Here is a 23,971-nt window from a genome sequence, read left to right on the forward strand (position 1 = left end):
GATCTTTACACTCTTAAGTTGTTAACCTTAACCCGTCGCGATACCGTCGTGAAAGCAAGGGCTTGCCCAGCCAGTAGGCCAGTTCGGCCGGCCGGGTGATGTCCCAGACGGCGAGGTCCGCACGTTTGCCGGGCGCGAGGGTCCCGATCTGGTCGGACAGGCCGAGCGCCCGGGCCGCATGACGCGTGGCGCCGGCCAGGGCCTCTTCCGGGGTCAGCCGGAACTGGACGCAGGCCAGGGTGATGGCGGCCGTCATGGAGGCGACGGGCGAGGTGCCGGGGTTGCAGTCGGTGGCCACGGCCATGGCGACGCCGTGCTTCCTCAGCAGGGCGATCGGCGGCGGGGTGGTCTCGCGCAGCATCAGATAGGCGCCGGGCAGAAGGACGGCGACCACTCCTGCCTGGCCCATGGCTTCGATCCCGGCCTCGGTGGCGTGTTCGATATGGTCGGCGGACAAGGCGTGGTGACGCGCCGCCAGGGCCGCGCCGCCGCCGTCCGACAGCTGGTCGGCGTGCAGCTTGACCGGCAGGCCGAGCGCCTTCGCCCTGTCGAACAGGCGCGACACCTCCTCCCCGGAGAAGGCGATGGGCTCGCAATAGGCGTCGACGGCGTCGACCAGCCCCTCGACGTGGGCCGCGGGCAGGATGTCGTCGATGGCTAGGTCGACATAGGCGGCGCGGGCCTCGTCCGAGCCCCGGAACTCGGGCGGGACGGCGTGCAGGCCGAGATAGCTGGTGCGGACTCGAACCCCGGCCTCGCGGCCGATGCGCCGAGCGACGCGCAGCATCTTCCGCTCGCTGTCGCGGTCGAGGCCATAGCCGGACTTGATCTCGACGGTGGTGACGCCCGTCGCCGTCAGGCCTTCGAGACGGCTGAGGGCCGAGGCGTAGAGATCGTCCTCCGAGGCTTCGCGCGTGGCCCGGACCGAGGAGACGATGCCGCCGCCGGCGCGGGCGATCTCCTCATAGGTCGCGCCCTCCAGACGCTGTTCGAACTCGCCGGAGCGGTCGCCGCCGAAGACGAGGTGGGTGTGGCAGTCGATCAGGCCGGGGGTGACCCAGCGGCCGTCGAGAGCGTGGGTCTCCGCCGCCTCATGCGCGGGCAGGTCGGCGCGGGGGCCGACCCAGACAATGGCGCCGTCGCGGATCAGGATGGCCGCATCCTCGATCGCGCCATAGGGGACGCCGCCTTCCACCATGGTGGCGACGTGGCAGTCGGTGATCTTGAGGTCGGCCTTCACGGGCGATCTCCGCGCGCGGGCGAGAAGCGGGCGACGAGGTCGTAGCGGTCGCCGGGGAAGGTCTGGCGGACCTGGGTCACCCCCTGCCCGTCCCGCCAGGTGCGGCGATCCACGCAGAGGCAGGCGGTTCCGGGCTTGAGGCCCAGCAGCCTTGCATCGCCGCCCGCGGCCCCGATGGCGGAGATGCGATGCTCGGCCTCGGTCCAGGGCGCCGAGTCCAGCAGCCAGGCGCCCGGCGGCATGATGGAGAAGTCGGCCGTCGCCGCCTCGGGCGCCGCGGCCAAGGCGATCAGGCGGCGCTCCAGGGCGAAGGGGGCGTCGTCGGCCAGATGCAGACCCGCCAGCTCCAGCAGCACCCCGCCGGCGGCCAGATCCCGCTCCTCGCGATTGCGCGGCTCGCGCTCGAGGCGGTCCAGCAGGCGGAAGCCGTAGATCTGACCACGCTCGGCGATCTCGGCGCCCAGGTCGGGAATGGCCAGGATGGCGGCGTGGGCGCGCGGCTGGGCGACAAAGGTGCCCGCCCGGCGGCGGCGCGTGACCAGTCCCCGCCCGGCCAGTTCGGAGATGGCCTTGTTCACCGTCATGCGCGAACAGCCGTACTGGGCCGTCAGCTCATGCTCGAACGGTATGCGCGAGCCGGGCGCCCAGTCGCCGGACAGGATGCGGCCCTCCAGCTCGGCATAGATGCGGCGGTGCAGGGTGGCGGGTTCGCTCATGCATCCTGTCCAAGAACGGTCTTCAGCGCCTTGCGGTAGCGGGATTCGATGGCGTCGCGCGCGACATGCCGGCCCTCGACCACCACCTGTTCGCCACGCCGCCAGACGGAGCGGATGGCGTTGCGGTCCGCCGCAAAGATCCAGCTGTCGAGGATGGCGTCGCCCGAGCGGCCTTCGAAAGCGATGCCGCGCGTGTCGAGGCCGACGATGTCAGCCGCCTGACCGACCGCGAGGCCGCCCCCGAGTCCGTTTTGGGCGCCGGTGGCCTGCGCCCCGCCGGACAGGGCGCGGTCGAACAGGGCGCGGCCGGTGGTGCGAGCCCCATCGGCCATGACGGCGCGCTTCCTGAGCGACAGGCGCTGGCTGTACTCCAGCATGCGCAGCTCGCCGGCCAAGCCGATGCGGACGTTGGAGTCGGTGCCGATGCCGAACCGGCCGCCCTGCTGGACATAGGCCGAGGCCGGGAAGACGCCGTCGCCGAGGTTGGCCTCGGTGACCGGGCACAGGCCGACAACGGCGCCGCGCGCGGCGACCTCGCCCCATTCGGCCGGGGTGACGTGAGTGGCGTGTATCAGGCACCAGCGCGGATCGACCGGGGCGTTGGCCAGCAACCATTCGACGGGTCGGGCGCCCGACCAGGCGAGGCAGTCGTCGACCTCCTTCGTCTGTTCGGCGACGTGGATATGGATGGGCCCGTCTCCGGCGAGGCCCGGCATGGCCGCCAGTTCCTCCGGCGACACGGCGCGCAGGCTGTGCGGGGCGACGCCGACGACGGCGTCGGGCAGGGCCGCCGTCAGGGTCCGGCCGCGCGCGACCAGATCGGCGAACTGGTCCACATCAGTGATGAACCGCCGCTGGCCATGGTTGGGCTCGGCCCCGCCGAACTGCGAATGGGCGTAGAAGACCGGCAGAAGGGTCAGGCCGACGCCCGTCGCCTCCGCCGCCGCCACGATCCGGCCCGTCAGCTCGGCCGGATCGGCATAGGGCCGGCCGACCGGGGCGTTGTGCAGATAGTGGAACTCGGCGACGCGGGTGAAGCCGCCCTCCAGCATTTCGGCGAAGGCCAGGGCGGTGATGGCCTCGATCTCCTCCGGCCCGCCCCGGTCGAGGAAGCGGTACATGAGCTGGCGCCAGCTCCAGAAGTCGTCATCCTCGCCACCTTCGGGACCCCGCCCCTCGGTCAGGCCGGCCATGGCGCGCTGGAAGGCGTGGCTGTGGACGTTGGCGACGCCTGGGATTGCGACCCCGCCGCCCTGATCCGTCGCGGTCCGGGCGACGGCGGTCTCGATGGTCGCGATCAGACCGTCCGCGACGGTGATCCGGACGTCGGACGCCCAGGCTTCCCCCAGCAAAGCCTGTTCGAACCACAGGCTGCGACCCCCACGCGACGTTTGCGGCACTGGACAATCCCGATCAGACTCGAACATTATGTATAGACATACCACACCCAAACGGAATCGCGAGGGAGGCTGACATCATGCAGGACTGGCTCACGATCCGCGAAGGCGCGTCGCCCCTGATCATCGGCTTTCCGCACACCGGCACGGCGATCCCGGCGGAGATCGAGGCGCGGATGACCTCGCCCTGGCTGGCGCGCAAGGACGCTGACTGGTGGGTGGACCGGCTCTATGACTTCGCGGTCGAGCTGGACGCGACTTTCGTGCGCACCGGCATCTCGCGCAGCGTCATCGACGTGAACCGCGACCCTTCGGGCGTCTCCCTCTATCCCGGCATGACCACCACCGGCCTGTGCCCGCTCGAGACCTTCGACGGCGAATCGCTCTATCGGCCGGGCCAAGAGCCGGATCAGGCCGAGATCGACGCCCGCCGCGCCGCTTTCTTCGATCCCTACCACGCCGCCCTGCAGGGACAGATCGACCGACTGAGGGCGAAGGGCCCCGTCGTCCTCTATGACGCCCATTCGATCCGCTCGGTCGTGCCGCGCCTGTTCGAGGGCGAGTTGCCCCAGTTCAACATCGGCGACAACGGCGGGACGACCTGCGACGGCGCCCTGACGCAGGGCGTCGAGGCCGCCTGCGCCGTGTCGGGCCTGAGCCATATCGTCAACGGCCGCTTCCGTGGCGGTTGGACCACGCGCCACTACGGCCAGCCGGCGTCGGGCGTCCACGCCATCCAGATGGAGCTGGCCGACCGCGGCTACATGGTCGATCCGGCCGGGCCTGTCGACGAGACGAACTGGCCCTCCCCCTATGAACCCGCCCGGGCGGAACGGATGCGCGAGACCCTGCGCGCCGTCCTGACCGCCTGCATCGACTTCGCCCAAGCCTGACGGACTGCCATGACCGACAAGACCCCCAATGCCCGCGTCGTCCGCAGCCCCCGCGGTCCCGAGAAGACGGCGAAGACCTGGGTCGCCGAGGCGGCTATGCGGATGATGATGAACAACCTCGATCCCGAGGTGGCCGAGCGGCCCGACGACCTGGTCGTCTATGGCGGCATCGGCAAGGCGGCGCGTGACTGGGCCAGCTTCGACCGCATCGTGTCGGAACTGCAGACGCTGGAGGCCGACGAGACCCTGCTGGTCCAGTCGGGCAAGCCGGTCGGCGTCTTCCGCACCCATGAGGACGCGCCGCGCGTCCTGATCGCCAACTCCAACCTGGTGCCCAAATGGGCGACCTGGGAGCATTTCAACGAACTCGATCGCAAGGGGCTGATGATGTACGGCCAGATGACCGCCGGGTCCTGGATCTACATCGGCACGCAAGGGATCGTTCAGGGCACCTATGAGACCTTCATGGAGGCCGGGCGTCAGCACTATGAGGGCGACTGGTCGGGCAAGTGGATCCTGACGGCGGGCCTCGGCGGCATGGGCGGCGCCCAGACCCTGGCCGCGACCATGGCCGGCGCGTCGTGCCTCGCCGTCGAGTGCCAGCGCAGCCGGATCGAGAAGCGTCTGGAGACCCGCTACCTCGACGTCATGGCCGAGACTCTCGACGAAGCCCTGGCCCTGATCGAACAGTCGCTGACGGACGGCAAGCCGGTCTCGGTCGGCCTGCTGGCCAATGCCGCCGACGTCCTGCCCGACTTGGTGAAGCGTGGCGTGCGGCCCGATCTGGTCACCGACCAGACCAGCGCCCACGACCTGGTCAACGGCTATCTGCCGAGCGGCTGGACCGTCGCGGAGTGGGAAGGCAAGCGCCAGTCCGACCCGGCCTCGGTCGAGGCGGCGGCCAAGACGTCGATCGTCAAACACGTCCAGGCCATGCTCGATTTCCAGGCGGCGGGCGTCCCGGTCGTCGACTATGGCAACAACATCCGTCAGGTCGCCTTCGACGAGGGGCTGGCGAACGCCTTCGACTTCCCCGGCTTCGTGCCCGCCTATATCCGCCCGCTGTTCTGCCGGGGCGTCGGCCCGTTCCGCTGGGCGGCGCTGAGCGGCGATCCGGAGGATATCCGCAAGACCGACGAAGCCATGAAGCGGCTGTTCCCCGACGACGCCGGCCTGCATCGCTGGCTCGACATGGCCGGAGAACGTATCGCATTCCAAGGACTTCCGGCCCGTATCTGCTGGATTGGTTTAGGTGATCGTCACCGCGCCGGCCTGATGTTCAACGAGATGGTGGCGTCGGGCGAACTGTCGGCGCCGGTCGTGATCGGGCGCGATCACCTCGACTCCGGCTCGGTCGCCAGCCCCAACCGCGAGACGGAATCAATGATGGACGGATCGGACGCCGTGTCCGACTGGCCGCTGCTGAACGCGCTGCTCAACACCGCCTCGGGCGCCAGCTGGGTGTCGCTGCATCACGGCGGCGGCGTGGGCATGGGCTACTCCCAGCACTCGGGCGTGGTCATCGTCGCCGACGGCACGCCGGAGGCGGCGAAGCGTCTCGAGCGCGTCCTGTGGAACGACCCGGCGACCGGCGTCATGCGCCACGCCGACGCCGGCTATGAGATCGCGCGTGCCTCGGCTCGCGAGCACGAACTGAACCTGCCGAGCCTGAAGGCCTGATCATGACCAACCTCACGCTCGGTTCCGCCCCCCTCACCCTGCCCCAGCTCCGCGCCGTCCTCGACGCGCCCGTCACCGTCGAACTGACCGCCGACGCCTGGGCCTGTGTCGAGAAGAGCGCCGCGACCGTGGCCGCCATCGTCGCCGAGGGCCGCACCGTCTATGGCGTCAACACGGGCTTCGGCCTGCTGGCCAATACCTCCATCGCGCCCGGCGATCTGGAGACCCTGCAGCGCAATCTGGTGCTGAGCCACGCCTGCGGCGTCGGCGCGCTTCTGCCCGACGCGGTGACGCGCCTGATGATGGTTCTCAAGATCGCGTCCCTGTCGCGCGGCGCCTCGGGCGTCCGGCGCGAGACGCTGGAGACCCTGATCGCCCTGGTGAACGCCGACGTCCTGCCCTGCGTGCCGTCGAAGGGTTCGGTCGGGGCCTCGGGCGATCTGGCGCCCCTGGCCCATATGTCCTGCGTCCTGATCGGCGTCGGCGAAGCCCGCTATCAGACCCAGACGCTGGACGCTGAGGCCGCCCTGGCCAAGGTCGGGCTATCGCCCCTGACGCTCGGCCCAAAGGAGGGTCTGGCCCTGCTGAACGGCACCCAGTGCTCGACGGCGCTGGCGCTGGCGGGTCTGTTTGCGGCCGAGGCCGTCTATGCCGCCGGGATCGCCGCCGGCGCCCTGTCGGTCGATGCGCTGAAGGGGTCCGACGCCCCGTTCGACCCCCGGATTCACGCCCTGCGCGGCCAGCCCGGCCAGATCGCGGTCGCCGAACGCCTGCGTGACCTCATGGCCGGCAGCGCCATCCGCGAGAGCCATCTGGAAGACGACGGCAAGGTGCAGGACCCCTATTCCCTGCGCTGCCAGCCGCAGGTGATGGGCGCCGTGCTCGACGTCCTGACCGCGTCGGCCGCCATGCTGGAGCGCGAGGCCAATGCGGTGACCGACAATCCGCTGGTCTTCATCGAGGACGGGGATGTGATCTCGGGGGGCAATTTCCACGCCGAGCCGGTGGCCTTCGCCGCCGACCAGATCGCCATGGCCCTGTGCGAGATCGGAAACATCTCCGAGCGCCGCACCTCGATCCTCGTCGATCCGAAGATGAGCGAACTGCCCGCCTTCCTCGTGCGCGAGAGCGGGCTGAACTCGGGCTTCATGATCGCCCAGGTGACCGCCGCCGCCCTCGTCGCCGAAAACCGGATGATGAGCCATCCGTGCAGCGTCGATACCGTCCCGACCAGCGCCAATCAGGAAGACCACGTCTCGATGGCTACCCATGGCGCCCGCCGCCTGCTGGAGATGGCCGAGAACGCCGCCACCGTGGTCGGGATCGAGCTTCTGGCCGCCGCGCAAGGGATCGAGTTCCACCGCCCGCTGAAGAGCTCGGCGCCGCTGGAGCAGGTCTTCGCCATCGTGCGCGAGGCCGCCGCCGCATACGGCTCGGACCACTATTTCGCCCCGGACATCGAACGGGCGACGGACGGGGTGCGGGCGGGACGGTATCGCGGGTTCGCCGGCGGGCTGCTGCCGTCGGCGTAAGAACACGTCCCTTACACCGCTCATCCCGGCGAATGCCGGGATCCAGATGCAGATGCCTTGCCGGCCGCAGGCACACCGGCCGTACGAAAACCCAAACAGCGCATATGAATCTGGATCCCGGCATTCGCCGGGATGAGCGGTGAAGTGTGAAAGTGGGGGAGGCTTCTTACGTAGCCACCGAAAAGGATCAGTCCTGCAATGCCGCCCGCTTCAACGCCGCCAGATTGGCCGAGCCGGTCGCGAAACACACCGTCCTCAACTGACGGATCACCGTCTGGAAGTGGGCGACCACGGCCTCGGTCGAGATCGTCGCCGCGGCCAACACATTGGCGGCCTGACCCACCACGTCGGCGCCTAGGCGAATGGCCCTGGCGGCATCGACGCCGTCGCGGATACCGCCCGAGCCGATGATCAGGACGTTCGGACAGGCGGCGCGGGCCTGCGCGATCGCGCGGGCGGTGGGGATGCCCCAGTCGGCGAAGGCGGCCGCGTGGATCTTGTCGGCGATGTCGGTGGCGCGCTCGCCCTCGATCAGGGCCCAATTGGCCCCGCCGGCGCCCGCGATATCGATGGCGGCGGCCCCCATGTCGATAAGGCGGCGCGCGGTGGCGGCGGACAGTCCCGCGCCCGTTTCCTTGACCACCACCGGCGCATCCAGCTTGCGGATCAGGGCCTCGAGCGCGGCGCCTACGCCCCACCAGTCGCGGTCGCCCTCGGGCTGGCAGGCCTCCTGCAGGGGGTTCAGATGCACGATCAGGGCGTCGGCGCCGATCATGGCCATAGCCCGCCGCGCCTCGTCCACGCCGAAGCCCCGCGTCAGCTGGGCCGCGCCGATATTGGCGAGGATGGGGGTGTCGGGGGCCCGGTCGCGCAGGGAGGCGTCCAGACCGCCGGTCCCGCCCTCGCCTTCCAGCGCCGCCCTCTGGGAGCCGACGGCCAGGGCGATGCCCAGATGCTGGGCGGCCTCGGCCAGACGGGCGTTGATCGCCTCGGCCCGGGCCGGACCGCCGGTCATGGCGCTGATCAGCAGCGGCGCCTTGAGCCGCCGCCCGAGGAAGTCGGCGCCCAGGTCGATCTTGGCGTGATCCAGATCCGGCAGGGCCTCGTGGACGAAGCGCACCTGATCGAAGCCCGCGTCATTGGCGTGACGGCCTGCGCCGGACAGGACGACATCGAGATGCTGGTCTTTTCGGCCGAGAATTGGACTGTCATCACTCATCCGGCCCTTGTACCCGGCTCGACCCCCAAGGGGAACGGACGTAGGATCGGTCCATGATCCCCGCCCAGTTCGCCCTGATCGTGATCGCTGTCTTCCTGGCGATGGAGGGCGTGGCCTGGGCCTCGCACCGGTGGATCATGCACGGCTGGGGCTGGGGCTGGCACCAGAGCCACCATGAACCCCGCACCGGCCTGTTCGAGAGGAACGACCTCTATGCCGTAGTCGGGTCGGCGGTGGGGTTCGGCCTGTTCCTGACCGCCTGGCTGACGAAGTCGTGGCTGCTCTACGCGCTCGCCAGCGGCGTGACCCTGTACGGCCTCGCCTATGCGATCTTCCACGACGGGCTGGTGCATCAGCGCTGGCCGTTCCGCTGGGTGCCCAAGGGCGGCTATCTGCGCCGCCTGATCCAGGCGCACCGGCTGCATCATGCGGTGATGTCCAAGGGCGGCGCGGTGTCGTTCGGCTTCCTGATCGCGCCCGATCCCAAGGCGCTCGCGGCTGAGCTGAAGGCCCTCAGGGCCGCTCGCCACAGACAACCGCTGCCTTAGGCGCCCCTTGCCAATTTTTGCCAAAGGGGCATTCTTACCCGATGAGCACGATGAACATCTCTCTTCCGGAAGCGCTCAAGACCTTCGTCGACGACCAGGTCTCCGGGCGCGGCTACGGGACGAGCAGCGAATATGTTCGTGAGCTGATCCGGCGGGATCAGGATCGGCAAGCGTTGAAGAAACTGCTTCTCGACGGCGCTGCCTCCGAGGCAACGGCGCCTGCGGACACGGCTTACTTCGCGGACCTGCGCGCCCGGGTCGGGTCCCGGTCCGGGGCGTGACCACCAAACCCGTCGTTCCGCGACGGCTTGCGCGGCAAGACGTCGAGGACGCCGTGCTTTACTGCGAGCAGGAATTCGGAGCGAACGCCGCGCTCGGCCTCATCGACGCCCTCGAAGAGGCCTACCGGACCATCGGCCAGATTCCGGCGGCGGGCTCACCCTGCTATGCGCACGAGCTGGGCCTGCCCGAGCTGCGCAGTTGGCCGCTGCAGGCCCATCCCCTCGTCATCTTCTATGTCGAGCGCGCGGCCCACATCGACGTGTGGCGGGTGCTGCATGCCCAGAGGGACATTCCGCAGTCCCTGCAGGCCCCGGACGAGACCTGACCTAGACCCGAGTCCACATCTCCGGGCGGGGCGGCGGGGTGCGGCCGCGGTCGAGCGCGCGGGTCCAGACGGCGATCAGGACGCTGCGGCCGAACAGCCAGAGCTTCATCGGCTTGCCGACCGAGACGCGATGCTTCCAGACGCCGGGGCCGGAGCGGATCACCTTGCGGCCGATCTCGCGATAGACGCCGCGCGCCGCCGCGATGGCCATGGAGGACCGGAACGGCAGGCCGCGCAGACCGATGCGGGCGCTGTCGTAATAGGGTTCGGCGACGGCCAGAAGCCGGGCGGTGACGGCGTGGACGGCCTCGCGGTTCTTCGGATCGGCGACGGCCTCGGGCGTCGGCTCCAGCCCCGCCTCGACCAGCCAGTCGGCGGGCAGATAGACACGGCCGTTCTCGGCGTCCTCGACCACGTCGCGCGAGATATTGGTCAGCTGGAAGGCCAGACCGAGATCCTGGGCCCGGCGCAGGACCTGGGCGTCGAACACCCCCATGACCCGGGCCATCATCACCCCGACGACGCCCGCGACGTGCCAGCAATAGGCCATGACGTCGTCGAGAGTTCGATATTCGCGATGCTCCACATCCATGGCGAAGCCGTCGAGCAGGTCCAGCGGCCAGCGTTCCGGCAGATGGTGGCGCAGGGCCACGCGCTGGAAGGCGGCGAAGGTCTGGTCGTCCATCGGCTGGCCGGCCAGAGCCGCGCGGGTCTGGCTGTAGAGGCTCTTGAGCCGACGTCGCTGCTCCTTCTCCGACAACTCCTCATGGCCGAAGCCGTGGTCCTGACCGTCGATCTCGTCGTCGCAGCGACGGCACCAGGCGTAGAGCAGCCAGGCGTCCTCGCGCACCGCAGGGTCGAACAGGCGCGAGGCCGAGCGGAAGCTCTTCGATCCCTTGACGATCGAGTCTTTCGAGGCGGCCAGGACGGCGTCGGTCATGCGTGCGCCCCTGCTTTTGAAAGTCCGGCCTGTTCCAGCATCAGCCCCGCCGTCGCCTTTGCCGAACCGACCACGCCCGGGATGCCCGCCCCCGGATGGGTCCCGGCGCCGACGACATAGAGGTTGGGCACCTTGTCGTCGCGGTTGTGGGTCCGGAACCAGGCGCTCTGGGTCAGGATGGGTTCCAGCGAGAAGGCGCTGCCCAGATGGGCGTTCAGCTCGTCCTTGAAGTCGCCGGGGGTGAAGATGCGGGTCGTGACCAGATCACGCCTGAGGTTCGGGATGTAGCGCTCTTCCAGATAGTCGAGGATCTTCTCGCGATAGAGCGGGCCCTGGACGTCCCAGTCGATGTCCGCGGCGCCCAGATGCGGCACCGGCGACAGGACGTAGTGGCTGGACATCCCCTCTGGCGCCATCGACGGATCCGTGGCGCACGGCGCATGCAGATAGAGGGAGAAGTCTTCAGGCAGGGCCGGTCCCTTGAAGATCTCGGCGATCAGTTCGCGATAGCGGGGGCCGAAGCAGATGGTGTGATGGGCCAACTGCGGCTGGGGCGTCTTCAGGCCGAAGTGCAGCACGAACAGCGACATGGAGAAGCGTTTCGACTTGAGCGACTTCGCCTTGGCCCGGCCGCGCGGGACGTGACCCAGCAGCTTGTCGTAGGTGTGGACGACGTCAGCGTTGGACGCGACCATGTCGGCGGGCACGACCTCTCCGCCTTCGAGAGTGACACCGCGCACGCGGCCGTCCTCCAGTTCGATACGCTCGACCGGGGCGTTGAGGCGGAAGTCGCCGCCGAGGTCCGTGAAGAACTTGACCAGCCCGGCGATCAGGGCGCCGGTGCCGCCCTTGGCGAACCAGACCCCGCCACGCCGCTCGAGGGCGTGGATCAGGGCGTAGACGCTGGAGGTCTTGAACGGATCGCCGCCGACCAGAAGGGTGTGGAAGCTAAAGGCCTGCTGCAGATGCGGGTCCTTGATGAACCGGGCGACCATGGCGTGGACGCTGTTCCAGCTCTCCAGCCGGGCCAACTCCGGCGCCGCCTTGATCATCGACCAGAAGGACTGGAAAGGCACGGCGCCCAGCTTCACATAGCCTTCCTGATAGAGTTCTTCGGAATACTGGTGGAAGCGGCGATAGCCCTCGACGTCATCGGGGTTGAAGACCTTGATCTGGCGGTCCAGCCCCGCCTGATCGTTGACGTAGTCAAAAGTCGCCCCGTCTTCCCAGCACAGGCGGTAGAAGGGATTGACCGGCAGGAGTTCGACATAGTCGGACAGGCGGCTGCCGGTTCCCTCGAACAGGTCTTCCAGACAGGCCGGATCGGTGATGACCGTCGGGCCGGCGTCGAAGGTGAAGCCGTCCTCATGCCAGACGTAGGCGCGGCCGCCGGGCTTGTCGCGCTTCTCGACCAGGGTGGTGTGGACGCCCGCGCGCTGCAGCCGGATGGCCAGGGCCAGACCGCCGAAGCCGGCCCCGATAACCACCGCACGCTTGGCGACGACGTCTCTCATGCGACTGCTCCGGCCACGTTTCCGGTTCGCGTCTCACGCAACTGGTGGAGGGCTTTGACGACGGGCACAGGGGGTTTTCCCGCGAGAAGCCGCAACTTGTCCAGCGCCGTGCTGCGCCCTGCGTAGAAGCGACGCACGATCCCCTCGTTCAGGCCGTAGAAACGGCGCAGCACCTTCCAGCGTTCGCCGGGCTCCGCCGCACGAAACAGCATCCGGTCCAGCAAGCGGTAGAAGGCCCGGTCGGCCCACAGCGCCTTCGATCGCGCCTCGGTGGCGGCGCGCAGGGCGGCGGAGGACAGGTCCTCCATCCCGGCGATCATCCGGGCCGTGGCGACAGCGTCGGGCAGGGAATAGCCGGTGGTTGGATGAAACAGGGCCGCGGCCAGGCCGACGCGGGCGACGGCCCCGCCCTCCACCCAGAAGCCGTCGATGTCGCCATCCAGAACGATGGGCAGGACGCCCTCCTCCTCTGCGACAACCGCCTCCACCATCCAGCCGCGCGACCGGGCATAGGCGTCAACGCGGGCGCGGATCAGCTCGCGATCCAGCGTGGGCGCGTCGGCATAGTAGGTGTCCTCGATCAGCACCGTCGTGGCGTCGAACGGCAGCAGATAGACGAAGCGGTAGGCGTCGCCCTCTCCCAAGGCGAATTGGCCGACCGTCGCGTCCATGATGGTCGGGCGGGTCAGGCCGTGAGGCTGGGCCAGCTTCAACGTCCGGCCGAGGAAGACCTGCCAGCCGAGGCCGAGGTGCGGGGTCGCCGAAGGGCCGCGCGCGTCGATGACGCCGGTCGCCGTCAGGGTGCGGCCATCGGAGAGGGTGACATGGTCCGGCGCGATCTCGACCGCCTCGCCCGCAATCAGGCGGTCCCCCAGCAGGGGCGCGACGGCGTCATGCAGCCGCTCGGAGGTCAGGCTGTTATAGGGCGTGTCCAGAGTGCGGCTCAGGCCGTGGAAGAAGACGTCGTATCCGGCTTCCCAGCGATGGGCGGTCGCGAAACTCAGCCAGTCGCGGTCGGCCTCAGACACATCGCCGTCGAAGAAGGACCAGGTGTGGCGCCCGCCGATCCGGCCGTCGCGCTCGACCACCGCCACACGCAGGCCGGGCCGGTCGAGCGCCAGTCGCCAGGCGGTCAGCCCGGCCGCCAACCCGCCGCCGACGAGGATCAGGTCGTGGTCCGTCCTTGCATCCATACCTAAGGCTAGCACGGCTGCGCGATCAGGCGCACAACAGTCCCGTGAACAGGGGACGGACGAAGGTCTGCGAGGCCCAGTCCGTATCGATGGCCGCCGGATACTGCTTGCCCTTGATCCAGCGCGGCAGGTCGGCGGCGGCGTTGACGGCGCCGGTGATCAGCTGTGCCGCCACGGCGGGATCGATGCGCCGGATCGAGCCGTCGGCGATTCCGTCCGAGACTTCTCCGGCGAAATGCTTGGACAGCCGGTCCATGGCGGCCAGCAGGTCGCCTCGGATGCCGCCAGGCGCCGCGGCCAGCGCCATATACTGAAGCAGGGGCCCATTCGGGCTAAGCTGGAACCGCGCAAGGGCGTCGGTGACGGAGGTGATCCGGTCCCAGCCAGTCTCGCCCACGGCCTGCTTCTGGGCCCCGCGCACGATGGCGAAGCTGCGCTCGAAGCAGCTGGCCACCAGATCGTCCTTGGTGTCGTTGTGGTGGTAGAAGGAGCCCTTGGTCACATTCAGCTTCGCGGCGATCCGCTCGACCGAGGCGCCGTGATAGCCCTGGTCGTTGACCAACTGGGTCACCGCCTTGAGGTAGCTGGCCTGGGAGATTTCGCCGTCCACCGGCGGGTCGGGATCGACAGCGGGACCCTCGGCGCCGTGCCAGACCGCCCCCTCCTCCGCCATCCCTTCCAGGATCAGGACCGCCATCCGCCTGGCCACGCGCGGATAGTCGTCCGGGTCATAGCGTCGCAGCCAGGTCCGGGCCCACAGGATCTGGGAGAAGAACAGATGGGTCCGCGCATTCTCCTCCAGCCGGTCAAACGGCGAGCCCGCCTCGGGCCGCAGCAGGGCGCGGATGGCGCGGAACAGGTCGTTGAAGGCGTCCTTGACCGTCATCACCTGCGGCCCGGTCAGGGCGCGGATGTCGTAGAAATTGATCGGCTCGGGCCGCCGGTGCGTGGCGATGTCGGCCAGGACCTCGAAATAGGCGTCGATGAAGGCGGTGACCCGGGCCTCGGGCGTGGGGGCGGCGCTCGCCGTCTCGACCAGCCCGTTCAGCAGATCGATGGTGCGTAGAAGACAGGCCGCCGCCAGGTCTTCCTTCCTGCGGTAGTAGTAGGTCACGCTGGTGGTGATCAGGCCGACGGCTTCCGCCACATCGGCTAGGGTCGCGCCTTTCAGCCCCTTGCGGTTGAACAGCCGCGCCGCCGCATTGAGGATCGCGTCGCGCTTGGCCTCATAGCGTTCAGTCTGGCGAGTGGCGGCTCCGGTACGGGTCATTCGGTCTTGATTAGAAGATTGAGTATGGCGCACGCTCCAGCCTATACCGGGTTTGCGCGTTTGGCTTGAGATTTCCGTTACGGAAACATCCACTTGTGAACGCGTCCAGTCAGAGTCGCAACAGGCGACCGGAATGAGGAACGCCATGACCGATGCGGTCGCCAAAGCCGAGGTCCCTGTTTGGCCTGCCATATCGCTGGCTCAGGCCCACGCCGCCCTGACGCAAGCCGGGTCGCCGTTCGAGATCGACACCATCGAGATCGACGGCCGGCCCACGAAGATCTGGAAGAACGGCCCACCGACCCTGATGCATTCCTTCATGGCCGGGCGGATGCACGGTGACCGGACCTTCATCGTCTATGAGGGCGAACGGGTCAGTTTCGAGGCCTTCGCCCGCGCGACCCTGGCCCTGGCCGCCGACCTTCAGGCCCGCGGCGTTCAGAAGGGCGACCGCGTCGCCGTGGCCATGCGCAATCTGCCCGAATGGCCGGTCGCCTTCTTCGCCGCCTCCCTGATCGGGGCCATAGTGGTGCCGCTGAACGCCTGGTGGAGCGGGGCCGAACTGGCCTTCGGCCTGCGGGACTCCGGATCGAAGGTCGCGATCTTCGACATCGAGCGTCTGGCCCGGATCGCCGAGCATCGCGACGCCCTGCCCGATCTGGAGCAGGTGCTGGTCAGCCGGGGCGATCCCGGCAGCGTCGACGCCCGCATCACCCTGCTGGAGAGCGTCATCGGCCCGTCCGGCGACTGGGCCGCCTTGCCGCCGGGCGACATGCCCGCCGTGGCGCTGGATTCCGAGGACCTGTCGGCCATCTTCTACACCTCGGGCACGACCGGTAAGCCCAAGGGGGCGCTGGCCACCCACCGCAACGCCGGCACCGGCATCATGGCGGGCCTCTTCTCCTACAGCCGCGCCTTCGTGCGACGGGGCGAGGCCCCGCCCCAGCCCGATCCGACCGCGCCGCAGAAGGCCGGCCTCGTCTCCATCCCCTTTTTCCACACCACCGGCTGCAACGCCCTGCTGCTGCCCGCCCTGGTCAACGGCCAGAAGCTGGTCTGCCAGCGCCGCTTCGACGCCGCCGAAGCCCTGATGCTGATCGAGCGGGAGACGATCAACCTGATCGGCGGCGTTCCCGCCGTGGCCATCCAGCTGTTGCAGCACCCCGACCGGCACAAATACGACCTGTCCTCGCTGGAGACCGTTACCTACGGCGGGGCGGCGGCGCCGACGGCTCTTGTCGGCGAGATCGCACGCGAGACCACCGGCCTGCCCGGCTCGGGCTGGGGCATGACCGAGACCTCGGCGACCCATACCCACCATCTCGGCGAAGACTATCTGAACCGGCCCGACAGCTGCGGTCCGGCCCTTCCCGTCAGCGACCTGCGCGTCATCGACGCCGACGGAAACGACCTGCCCGTCGGTCAGGTGGGCGAGTTGCTGGCCTATGGCCCCAATGTGGTGAAGGGCTACTGGAACCGGCCCGAAGCCACGGCCGAGACCTTCGTCGACGGCTGGGTCCACACCGGCGACCTGGCGCGGCTGGACGAGGAAGGCTTCTGCTTCATCGTCGATCGCAAGAAGGACATCATCATCCGGGGCGGCGAGAACATCTATTGCCAGGAGGTCGAGGACATCCTGTTCGAACACCCCGCCGTCGCCGAGGCCGCCCTGATCGCCCGCCCGCACCCGGTGCTGGGCGAGGAGCCGGTGGCGGTGGTGTCGCTGGCCCCCGGCCAGTCGGTCGATCCCGAGGCCCTGCGCGCCCTGGCCGCCGAACGCCTCGCCGCCTTCAAGGTCCCCGTGACCGTCTTCATCCTGCCCCACGCCCTGCCCCGCAACGCGGCCGGCAAGATCGTGAAGGCGGACGTCAAAGCCCTCGTCCTGACGGAGCCTTCTGCGTGAACCTCGACTACTCCCCCGAAGACCTCGCCTTCCGCGACGAGGTCCGCGCCTTCATCGCCGCCGAATATCCGGCCGAGCTGCGCGCCAAACAGGATGCGGGCGTCGAGCTGGACGATCAGGACTTCCTGTCCTGGCACCGGATCCTGGCCAAACGCGGCTGGAGCGCCCCGGCCTGGCCGGTCGAATACGGCGGCCCCGGCCTGAGCCAGACCCAGCGATTCCTGATGTCCGAGGAGATGGCGGCAGCCGACACAGTGCCGATCCTGCCCTTCGGCATCAATATGGTCGGGCCGGTGATCTACACCTTCGGCACGCCCGAGCAGAAGGCGCGCTGGCTGCCGCCGACCCTGGCGGGCGACATCTGGTGGTGTCAGGGCTATTCCGAACCGGGCGCCGGCTCCGACCTGGCCAGCCTGAAGACCCGCGCCGTGCGCGGCACTGACGCCGATGGGGACCACTACATCGTCAACGGCCAGAAGACCTGGACGACCCTGGCCCAGTTCGCCGACTGGGGCTTTTTCCTGGTCCGCACCGATCCGGACGCCAAACAGCAGGCGGGCATCAGCTTCCTGCTGATCGACATGAAGAGCCCGGGCATCACCGTGCGGCCCATCATCACCCTGGACGGCTCGCACGAGGTCAATGAGGTCTGGCTGGAGGACGTGCGCGTCCCGGTCGAGAACCGCATCTTCAAGGAGAACGAGGGCTGGACCTGCGCCAAATTCTTGCTGGCCCACGAGCGCACCGGCATTGCGGGCGTGGCCCGGGCCAAGCGTGGGCTGGAGAAGCTGAGGAAGGTCGCGGCCAACGAAGGCGTGCTGGACGACCCGGTGTTCGAGGCTGAACTGGCGGATCTGGAGATCGACCTGCTGGCTTTGGAATACAGCGAGTTGCGCACTCTGGCCCGCGAGAGCGCCGGCAAGGGTCCGGGACCGGAATCCTCCCTGCTCAAGATCAAGGGCACGGAGATCCAGCAGCGTCTGACCGAGATGACCGTGCAGGCGCTCGGATCCTATGCCCTGCCCGACGCGCGGGGGCTGGGGAACGTGGGGCCGGTCGGTCCCGACTACGCGGGCCGCGCCGCGCCGACCTATTTCAACATGCGCAAGGTCTCGATCTTCGGCGGTTCGAACGAGATCCAGCGCAACATCATCGCCAAGATGGTTCTGGGGCTCTGAGATGAATTTCGACCTGAGCGAAGAGCAGTCCCTGCTCAACGATTCCGTCTCCGGCTTCCTCAAGGCCCGCTACGACTTCGAGGCGCGCAAGAAGATCGTCGCCTCGGAGGCGGGCTGGAGCCCCGAGATCTGGCAGGCCCTGGCCGAGGAGTTGGGCGTGGTCGGCGTCATGGCGCCCGAGGCCGCGGGCGGCCTGGACGGCGGCCCGGTCGAGGCCATGGTGCTGATGGAGGCCATGGGCCTGGCCCTGGTGGTCGAGCCCTTCCTCGAGACCGCCCTGACCAGCGTCTCCCTGCTCAAGCGGGCCGGCGGCGCCCGCGCCGAGGCCCTGCTGGAGGAGATCGTGACGGGCACGGCCATCGTCGCCTTCGCCCATGGAGAGGCGAAAGGCCGCCACGAACTGCTGTCGGTCGCGACCACCGCCACGCCGGACGGCGACGGCTGGAAGCTGACCGGCGCCAAGGCCGTGGTCTCGGCCGCCCCTTGGGCCACCCATCTGATCGTCAGCGCCCGCACCGCCGGAACCGATCCGCGCGATCCGGCGGGGTTGAGCCTGTTCCTGGTGGAGGTCGCTTCAGCGGGCTCCGGCCTGTCGATGCGCGGCTATCCGACCGTGGACGAGCGCCACGCCGCCGAGATCGATCTGGAAGGCCTGACCCTGCCCGCCGACGCCCTGCTGGGCGAGGCCGGTCAGGCCTATGACGCCCTGATCGCCCCCGTGATGGACGAGGCTGTCGCGGCCCTGTGTTCGGAAGCCGTCGGCGTCCTGCGCGAACTGCACGGCCAGACCCTGGACTACGCCCGCCAGCGCAAGCAGTTCGGACGCGCCATCGGCGAGTTCCAGGTGCTGCAGCACCGGCTGGTCGACATGTTCATCGCCGTCGAACAGGCGGTCTCCCTGACCCTGATGGCGACGTTGAAGCTGGACGCCCCTGCCCCCGAGCGCGCCCGCGCCGTCTCCGCCGCCAAGGTCGGCGTGGCCAAGGCGCTGAAGTTCGTGTCCCAGAACGCGGTCCAGACCCACGGCGGCATCGGCATGACCGACGAACTGGCGCTCAGCCACTACTTCCGCCGCGCAACAGCCCTGATGATCGAGCTGGGCAGCCCGCAAGCCCACCTGAAGCGGTTCATCTCGCTGGCGGCCTGAAGGACGCGCGCTCAAGCAGCCCGAACGGGCGTTAGCGCAACAGGAATGCGCTTAAGCAGCGACGCTCCGCGAGCGGAGCGTTAGCGCACCAAAAAGAAAACCGCCCCGGCCTTGCGACCGGGGCGGCTTTAGTGGGCTCGGGATCAGTAGGTGAGCCGTAGGGTCAGACCATAGGTCCGCGGCGCCCCGAGGAAGGCGTCGTAGACGCTGATCGAATCGTTGTTCTCGTCGACCTGGAACGGGCCGTTGAAGCCGACCTGCAGATAGTCCTGATCGGTCAGGTTCTGAGCCCAGGCCTCCAGGATCCAGCGGCCGCTCTCCGAACCGATGCCGATCCGGGCGTTGACCAGGGTGTAGGCGTCTTGGAGCTTGGACGGGTGAAGGTCCGAGCCCGTGTTGTATTCGCTCAGATATTTGGCCGTCACATTGGTCTTGAACATCAGGCCAGCGCCGATCGGCGTCTCATAGTTTCCGGCCAGGGAGATCGAGACCTTGGGCGCGAACGACAGCTGGGCGCCAGGTAGACGACGCAGGCTGTTGAACCGGCTGGCGACCAACAGATCGGCGGCCGTGAACTCCGAGATGGTGGTCTCGGCATAGGTCACCCCGCCCTGGAAGGTCAGGCCGTTGACCGGCGTGGCCCAGTTGAAGTCGGCGTCCACCCCCTTGGAGATCACTTCCGGCAGGGTCTCCACGATGAAGGCCGTGCCGACGAAGGTGTTGAGCTGGAAGTCCTCGAACGTCTGGTGGAAGGCCGCGGCGTTGAACAGCAGTGAGCCGTCGAACAGGCGCAGCTTGGTCCCCAACTCGAAGGAGTCGACATACTCGCCGCGGAAAGCCGTGTTCGGGTCGGCGGTGAAATTGGGACCCGTCGCGGTGATCACGACGGCCTGTTCACGGTCCAGATTGAACCCGCCCGCCTTGAAGCCGCGGGAATATGAGCCGTAGACCATCGCGTTGTCGGTGAGGTCGTACTTCAGCTTCAGCGTGCCGGTGACCGCGTCCTCGCTGCGTGTCTGCTTGTTGGCGCCCAGGGCGTCGAAGTCGTTGTTCTCGTTGTTCAGGCACAGGGTGCCGACGATGGAACCGGCGGCCGTCGCCCCCGCCAGACCGACGAGCGTCAGATAGGCGGCCTCGGCCTGATCGCAGGACGAGCCCGTGGTCGTGTAGACCGAAGTCAGATCCTTCTCGTCCAGCGTCCAGCGCACGCCCAGGTTCAGGGACAGTTTGTCGGTCATGTGGACGGTGTTGTCGGTGAACAGGGCCCAGCTCTCGGTGGTCTGGTCATAGCTGTCGCGGCTGCCGTTGCCCGGCTGGAAGATGGCCGCCGGGGTCAGGCCCAGGAGTGCAGGCACACCCCCCAGCAGCTTGCCGGCGATATAGGCATAGTAATCCGTGCCGTAGAGCAGTTGCGATCCCGCCGTCAGGTCTTCCTTGGCGTAGAAGGCGCCGACCAGCCAATCGACCGGCCCGTCCGTGCCTGCCGCCCGGAACTCCTGCGAGAACTGTTTGATCTCGGTGAAGTTGGTCCCGTCAGTGGGGCGATAGACGAGATCCGCGCCGGTGAAGTCCGAATCCTGGCCGTTCTCGGTGCGCCAGCTGCGACCCGCCGTGATCGACGTCAGGGTGATGTCCGGCGTCAGGTCATAGTTGAACTCGGCCGAGACGCCCTGGTCCTCGATCTTCTGGGTGGTGTCGCGGTTGGCGCTGGCGATCCGGTCGAACGGATGGGCGGTCGTATCCACGGACCCCGGCCGCACCTGATTGATCAGGACTGCCCGCGAGGCGGCCGAGGAGCCGACGTAGAGCTGGGTGGCGGAGCAGCAGTTCTCGTCACGGCTGGTGTAGTCGGCGATGAACCGGCCCGACAGCTTGTCGGACGGCTGCCACAGCAACTGGCCGCGCACGGTATAGAAGCCTTGGTCGACGTCCTGGTCGTTGGTGCGCGGTCCGGGCGTGGTGACCACGTCCAGGAAGCCGTCGCGTTGGCGGTCGGCGAAATAGAGGCTGCCGGCCAGGGTGTCGGCGATGATCGGGCCGGTGACATAGGCCGATCCGCCCAGCTGACCGTAGTTGCCGCCGGTCAGTTCGGCCTCGGCGCCGAAGGTGAAGCTGGGGCTTTCGGTGATGATGTTGATGACGCCCGCCGAGGCGTTCTTGCCGAACAGGGTCCCTTGCGGACCTTTCAGCACCTCGATGCGCTGCAGATTGCCCAGGTCGCCGAAGCCGACGCCGTTGCGGGGCCGATAGACGCCGTCGATGGTCACCAGGACCGAGCTTTCCAGCCCGGGGTTGTCGCCGACGGTGCCGACGCCGCGCACGCGGGCGGTGGTGATGGCCTCGTTGGAGGTCGAGGTGACGATCAGGCCCGGCGTCAGGATCTGCAGATCCTTGATATCGTGGACGCCAGCGCCCTCCAGCGCCTCCTGGCTCAGGGCCGTGACCACGATCGGCACGTCCTGCAGATTCTGTTCGCGCTTGGCGGCCGTGACGATGACGTCCTCGACCCGGTTGACCTCGGGCTCCGCCTGCTGGGCGTTTGCGGCTCCCGCCAGGCCGAGCACGCCGACGGAAGCGATCAGGGCAAGCGCCGAGGCGCGGCCGTTCATCCGGTATTGCAGCTTCATGATTCCCTCCCTGCCCATCCGTTGTTGGACGGTGCGTATTTTAAGGGCCGGGCTCCGACCCTGACCGGAGGCTATATCGAAAGACCGGTATGGAGCAAGGGCATGCTGAACCAAGCTGTGATAGCGCGCGTCTCAGCGAGGAAAGGCCTATTCTGACGCCACTGAAGCGCCTTGGTATGAGCGGTATGGAAAAAAGCTTCCCCAAGGGAAGTTGATGGCATCAGGCGGAGCGGGTCGCGTCCGTCAGGGCCTCGGTCATCGACGGGGCGTCGCCATGCTCGACAGAATGGCCGGTCGAGCGTTCGATCAGACGGTGCACCACGGGACGTTCGGATCCGGTGTGCAGTTCGGCGATCCGCTCGGAGATGACCGCGTCAGCCTGGGTCAGGCGCTGGTTGTAGCGGACGTAATCGACCCAGGTGGGGGTATGATAGCGCTCGACCCAGACGGCGGGGTCGGCCAGGTCGCGCAACAGAGTCCAGTGCCTCGCCCCATCCCGGCGGCGGATGCGGCGCCGCTCGTTCATCACGTCGAGGAACTCCGGGATACGGTCCTCGTCGATGCGGTATTCGATGGAGATGACAACCGGCCCGCTGCGGGGTTCGATCTCGACGGCGATGCGCGGCTCTGTCCAGCGGCTGAGCGGGTCGAGGTTCAGATCCCCTGCCGTCGGCAGGGGCAGGCGCAGGCCGATGAAGACGCAGATCACCTGAACCACCGCCGAGGCGATCAGGGCGACGCCGACGCCATGACCGTCGGCCACCACGCCCCAGACCCAGGCGCCCAGAGCCATGCCGCCGAAGGCCGCCATCTGATAGAGGGCCAGGGCCCGGGCCACGACCCAGCGCGGCACCGACATCTGCACCGTGACGTTGAATGCCGACAAGGTCAGGACCCAGGCCGCCCCGGACAGGGCCAGGGCCGGGAGGGTCACCACCATCGAGGAACTCAGCCCGACAATCACCGCGGAGACGCCGAAGGCCGCGCAGGTGATCCGGCTCAGCACCTCATTGGAAAACCGGGCGCGCAGCCGCCCCGCTCCGAAGGCTCCGACCACGGCGCCGATGCCGAAGGCGCCCAGCAGCAGGCCGTAGGTCAGGGGCCCGCCCCCGACCAGATGGCGCGCCACCAGGGGCAGCAGGGCCTGGACGGAAATGGCCCCGAAGCCGAAGACCGCGGCCCGGATCAGCACCGCATAGACGCGCGGCGACATGGCCGCATAGCGCACCCCTGCCCCCATGGCGTGCCACAGGCCTTCGCGCGCCAGGGTCTGGGGCGGACGCTCGGGCCGCCAGCGGGCGATGACGATGATCAGGCCGACATAGGAGACGGCGTTGACGGCGAAGGCCGTCGCCGCCCCGGCCGCCGCCACGATGATCCCGCCGATGGCCGGGCCGACGCTGCGGGCGATGTTGAAGCCGACCGAGTTCAGGGTCACCGCCGCCGGCAGGTCGCTGCGCGGCACCATCTCGCCGACCGAGGCCTGCCAGGCCGGGCCGTTGAAGGCCGTGCCTACGCCGATCAGAAAGGTGAAGAGCAGCAGCAGCCAGGGATTGATCCAGCCCAGCCAGGTCGCCGCCGCCAGCGCCACCGAGACCACCAGCATGAAGCCTTGAGCCCAGAGCATGACGATGCGCCGGTCGGAGGTGTCGGCCATGGCGCCCGCCAGCAACGACAGCAGCATGATCGGCAGGGTCGTCGACGCCTGAACGAGAGCGACCATCTGGGCCGAGCCCATGGAGGTCATCATCCAGGACGCGCCGACCGACTGGATCAGGCCGCCGAAATTGGAGGCCAGGCTGGTGATCCACACCGCCCGGAACACCGGATGGGCCAAGGGCGCGAGCGAGCCGGAGCGTAGCCATTCGACAGGCGGCGTCGGCGTCGGTTCGGGTGCGGAGGCGTCGGTCAATGCCTGCCCGATCAACACCCGGGGCGTGGCGGATGCAAGGCCGAACCCGCCCGATTCACCCGTTGAGGGCGATCTCCAGATCGCTGGCGGAGAAGGGTTTCACCAGGGTCGCGTCAGCCCCGAGGCCCGAAGCCATCTTGAGCAGCGACCCCGCCCCCAGACGCCCGCCGCCGCTGATCGCGACGATCCGGATGTCCGGCAGCTTGCGGCGCACTTCCATGATGAAATTCAGGCCGTCCCGCTCGGGCATCAGTATGTCTACTACGGCAGCGTCCGCCCCTTGCGTTTCGGCTCGGGTCAGTCCTGTATCGACATCGAGGGCCGTGACGACGTCATGACCCGCGGTTGTGAGCATCCCCTCCAGGTGGCTCAGCATGAGCGGATCGTCCTCGATGACGCAGATTTTCAATTCGATGCTCCAACTGGACGGTGCGAACGCCTGCAAGGATACGGCG

The 23,971-nt window shown here is 68.4% G+C and carries 20 protein-coding genes; 9 read left to right on the forward strand and 11 right to left on the reverse strand.

Translation table 11 applies throughout. The annotated features are described in order from the left end of the window. Positions 1–13: 13 nt before the first annotated feature. Genes hutI through IFJ75_RS10130 form a run of 3 tightly spaced genes read right to left on the reverse strand, consistent with a single transcriptional unit; the run spans position 14 to position 3,383 of the window. Entirely contained in the window at positions 14–1,240 is a 1,227-nt protein-coding gene (gene hutI / locus IFJ75_RS10120; RefSeq protein ID WP_207867836.1) for an imidazolonepropionase, read from the reverse strand. Beyond that, positions 1,237–1,956: a histidine utilization repressor gene (gene hutC / locus IFJ75_RS10125; protein ID WP_207867838.1), complete on the reverse strand. Its 720-nt coding sequence runs from the start codon at positions 1,954–1,956 to the stop codon at positions 1,237–1,239. The genes hutI and hutC overlap by 4 nt, the downstream gene beginning before the upstream one ends. Beyond that, a complete protein-coding gene (locus IFJ75_RS10130; RefSeq protein ID WP_207867840.1) occupies positions 1,953–3,383 on the reverse strand; it encodes a formimidoylglutamate deiminase in 1,431 nt (476 codons plus the stop codon). The genes hutC and IFJ75_RS10130 overlap by 4 nt, the downstream gene beginning before the upstream one ends. A 50-nt stretch (positions 3,384–3,433) precedes the next feature. Between IFJ75_RS10130 and hutG the strand changes: the two genes are divergently transcribed. The 3 genes from hutG to hutH are packed head-to-tail and all read left to right on the forward strand — an operon-like array spanning position 3,434 to position 7,458. Beyond that, positions 3,434–4,246, forward strand: a complete 813-nt coding sequence (hutG, locus tag IFJ75_RS10135; protein ID WP_207867842.1) for an N-formylglutamate deformylase — start codon at positions 3,434–3,436, stop codon at positions 4,244–4,246. 9 nt (positions 4,247–4,255) lie between these two features. Next, entirely contained in the window at positions 4,256–5,926 is a 1,671-nt protein-coding gene (gene hutU / locus IFJ75_RS10140) for a urocanate hydratase (RefSeq protein WP_207867844.1), read from the forward strand. Between the two features lie 2 nt (positions 5,927–5,928). Then, positions 5,929–7,458: a histidine ammonia-lyase gene (hutH, locus tag IFJ75_RS10145; protein ID WP_207867846.1), complete on the forward strand. Its 1,530-nt coding sequence runs from the start codon at positions 5,929–5,931 to the stop codon at positions 7,456–7,458. A 187-nt stretch (positions 7,459–7,645) separates the two neighbouring features. Here hutH and fni read toward each other — a convergent pair whose 3' ends face one another. Then, positions 7,646–8,677, reverse strand: a complete 1,032-nt coding sequence (fni, locus tag IFJ75_RS10150; protein ID WP_207867847.1) for a type 2 isopentenyl-diphosphate Delta-isomerase — start codon at positions 8,675–8,677, stop codon at positions 7,646–7,648. Between the two features lie 53 nt (positions 8,678–8,730). Here fni and IFJ75_RS10155 point away from each other — a divergent pair, with 53 nt between their 5' ends. The 3 genes from IFJ75_RS10155 to IFJ75_RS10165 are packed head-to-tail and all read left to right on the forward strand — an operon-like array spanning position 8,731 to position 9,832. Further along, entirely contained in the window at positions 8,731–9,225 is a 495-nt protein-coding gene (locus IFJ75_RS10155; protein WP_207867849.1) for a sterol desaturase family protein, read from the forward strand. 41 nt (positions 9,226–9,266) lie between these two features. Then, a complete protein-coding gene (locus IFJ75_RS10160; RefSeq protein WP_207867851.1) occupies positions 9,267–9,506 on the forward strand; it encodes a type II toxin-antitoxin system ParD family antitoxin in 240 nt (79 codons plus the stop codon). Then, positions 9,503–9,832 carry a type II toxin-antitoxin system RelE/ParE family toxin gene (locus IFJ75_RS10165; protein ID WP_207867852.1) on the forward strand — a complete coding sequence of 110 codons (330 nt, stop codon included), beginning with the start codon at positions 9,503–9,505 and terminating at the stop codon, positions 9,830–9,832. The genes IFJ75_RS10160 and IFJ75_RS10165 overlap by 4 nt, the downstream gene beginning before the upstream one ends. 1 nt (position 9,833) lies before the next feature. Here IFJ75_RS10165 and IFJ75_RS10170 read toward each other — a convergent pair whose 3' ends face one another. From IFJ75_RS10170 to IFJ75_RS10185, 4 genes are read right to left on the reverse strand one after another with little or no spacing between them, the layout of a single operon-like run. Next, on the reverse strand, positions 9,834–10,772 hold the full coding sequence (locus IFJ75_RS10170) for a phytoene/squalene synthase family protein (RefSeq protein ID WP_207867854.1): 939 nt from the start codon (positions 10,770–10,772) through the stop codon (positions 9,834–9,836). Continuing rightward, positions 10,769–12,286: a phytoene desaturase gene (locus IFJ75_RS10175; RefSeq protein ID WP_207867856.1), complete on the reverse strand. Its 1,518-nt coding sequence runs from the start codon at positions 12,284–12,286 to the stop codon at positions 10,769–10,771. Before IFJ75_RS10175 ends, IFJ75_RS10170 begins: the two co-directional genes overlap by 4 nt. Beyond that, entirely contained in the window at positions 12,283–13,479 is a 1,197-nt protein-coding gene (gene crtY, locus IFJ75_RS10180; RefSeq protein WP_207867858.1) for a lycopene beta-cyclase CrtY, read from the reverse strand. The genes IFJ75_RS10175 and crtY overlap by 4 nt, the downstream gene beginning before the upstream one ends. A 25-nt stretch (positions 13,480–13,504) precedes the next feature. Beyond that, positions 13,505–14,749, reverse strand: coding sequence for a TetR/AcrR family transcriptional regulator (locus IFJ75_RS10185; protein WP_207867860.1), 1,245 nt, complete (start codon positions 14,747–14,749; stop codon positions 13,505–13,507). A 145-nt stretch (positions 14,750–14,894) separates the two neighbouring features. Here IFJ75_RS10185 and IFJ75_RS10190 point away from each other — a divergent pair, with 145 nt between their 5' ends. From IFJ75_RS10190 to IFJ75_RS10200, 3 genes are read left to right on the forward strand one after another with little or no spacing between them, the layout of a single operon-like run. Further along, positions 14,895–16,652 carry an AMP-binding protein gene (locus IFJ75_RS10190; RefSeq protein WP_207867862.1) on the forward strand — a complete coding sequence of 586 codons (1,758 nt, stop codon included), beginning with the start codon at positions 14,895–14,897 and terminating at the stop codon, positions 16,650–16,652. After that, positions 16,649–17,830, forward strand: coding sequence for an acyl-CoA dehydrogenase family protein (locus IFJ75_RS10195; protein ID WP_207867864.1), 1,182 nt, complete (start codon positions 16,649–16,651; stop codon positions 17,828–17,830). Before IFJ75_RS10190 ends, IFJ75_RS10195 begins: the two co-directional genes overlap by 4 nt. Position 17,831: 1 nt before the next feature. Next, positions 17,832–18,977: an acyl-CoA dehydrogenase family protein gene (locus IFJ75_RS10200; protein WP_207867866.1), complete on the forward strand. Its 1,146-nt coding sequence runs from the start codon at positions 17,832–17,834 to the stop codon at positions 18,975–18,977. A gap of 143 nt (positions 18,978–19,120) precedes the next feature. On the opposite strand, the gene IFJ75_RS10205 is transcribed toward IFJ75_RS10200, so the two are convergent. From IFJ75_RS10205 to IFJ75_RS10215, 3 genes are all read right to left on the reverse strand, one after another. Beyond that, a complete protein-coding gene (locus tag IFJ75_RS10205; protein WP_207867868.1) occupies positions 19,121–21,604 on the reverse strand; it encodes a TonB-dependent receptor in 2,484 nt (827 codons plus the stop codon). Between the two features lie 220 nt (positions 21,605–21,824). After that, positions 21,825–23,516, reverse strand: a complete 1,692-nt coding sequence (locus IFJ75_RS10210) for an MFS transporter (RefSeq protein WP_207867870.1) — start codon at positions 23,514–23,516, stop codon at positions 21,825–21,827. A 55-nt stretch (positions 23,517–23,571) separates the two neighbouring features. Beyond that, complete coding sequence (locus IFJ75_RS10215; protein ID WP_207867872.1) at positions 23,572–23,961, reverse strand: response regulator; 390 nt, start codon at positions 23,959–23,961, stop codon at positions 23,572–23,574. Between the last annotated feature and the right edge of the window lie 10 nt (positions 23,962–23,971).

It is taken from the genome of Brevundimonas goettingensis (genome assembly GCF_017487405.1).
GTDB classification, from domain to species: Bacteria; Pseudomonadota; Alphaproteobacteria; order Caulobacterales; family Caulobacteraceae; genus Brevundimonas; species Brevundimonas goettingensis.

What these genes read in the sequence shown, in the direction of transcription:
- IFJ75_RS10160 (WP_207867851.1), top strand. Translation starts at nt 9,267, where the DNA reads ATGAGCACGATGAACATCTCTCTTCCGGAAGCGCTCAAGACCTTCGTC.
- IFJ75_RS10185 (WP_207867860.1), bottom strand. Translation starts at nt 14,749, where the DNA reads ATGACCCGTACCGGAGCCGCCACTCGCCAGACTGAACGCTATGAGGCC.
- IFJ75_RS10200 (WP_207867866.1), top strand. Translation starts at nt 17,832, where the DNA reads ATGAATTTCGACCTGAGCGAAGAGCAGTCCCTGCTCAACGATTCCGTC.
- IFJ75_RS10190 (WP_207867862.1), top strand. Translation starts at nt 14,895, where the DNA reads ATGACCGATGCGGTCGCCAAAGCCGAGGTCCCTGTTTGGCCTGCCATA.
- fni (WP_207867847.1), bottom strand. Translation starts at nt 8,677, where the DNA reads ATGAGTGATGACAGTCCAATTCTCGGCCGAAAAGACCAGCATCTCGAT.
- IFJ75_RS10175 (WP_207867856.1), bottom strand. Translation starts at nt 12,286, where the DNA reads ATGAGAGACGTCGTCGCCAAGCGTGCGGTGGTTATCGGGGCCGGCTTC.
- crtY (WP_207867858.1), bottom strand. Translation starts at nt 13,479, where the DNA reads ATGGATGCAAGGACGGACCACGACCTGATCCTCGTCGGCGGCGGGTTG.
- hutC (WP_207867838.1), bottom strand. Translation starts at nt 1,956, where the DNA reads ATGAGCGAACCCGCCACCCTGCACCGCCGCATCTATGCCGAGCTGGAG.
- IFJ75_RS10170 (WP_207867854.1), bottom strand. Translation starts at nt 10,772, where the DNA reads ATGACCGACGCCGTCCTGGCCGCCTCGAAAGACTCGATCGTCAAGGGA.
- hutU (WP_207867844.1), top strand. Translation starts at nt 4,256, where the DNA reads ATGACCGACAAGACCCCCAATGCCCGCGTCGTCCGCAGCCCCCGCGGT.
- hutH (WP_207867846.1), top strand. Translation starts at nt 5,929, where the DNA reads ATGACCAACCTCACGCTCGGTTCCGCCCCCCTCACCCTGCCCCAGCTC.
- IFJ75_RS10155 (WP_207867849.1), top strand. Translation starts at nt 8,731, where the DNA reads ATGATCCCCGCCCAGTTCGCCCTGATCGTGATCGCTGTCTTCCTGGCG.
- IFJ75_RS10205 (WP_207867868.1), bottom strand. Translation starts at nt 21,604, where the DNA reads ATGAAGCTGCAATACCGGATGAACGGCCGCGCCTCGGCGCTTGCCCTG.
- hutG (WP_207867842.1), top strand. Translation starts at nt 3,434, where the DNA reads ATGCAGGACTGGCTCACGATCCGCGAAGGCGCGTCGCCCCTGATCATC.
- IFJ75_RS10130 (WP_207867840.1), bottom strand. Translation starts at nt 3,383, where the DNA reads ATGTTCGAGTCTGATCGGGATTGTCCAGTGCCGCAAACGTCGCGTGGG.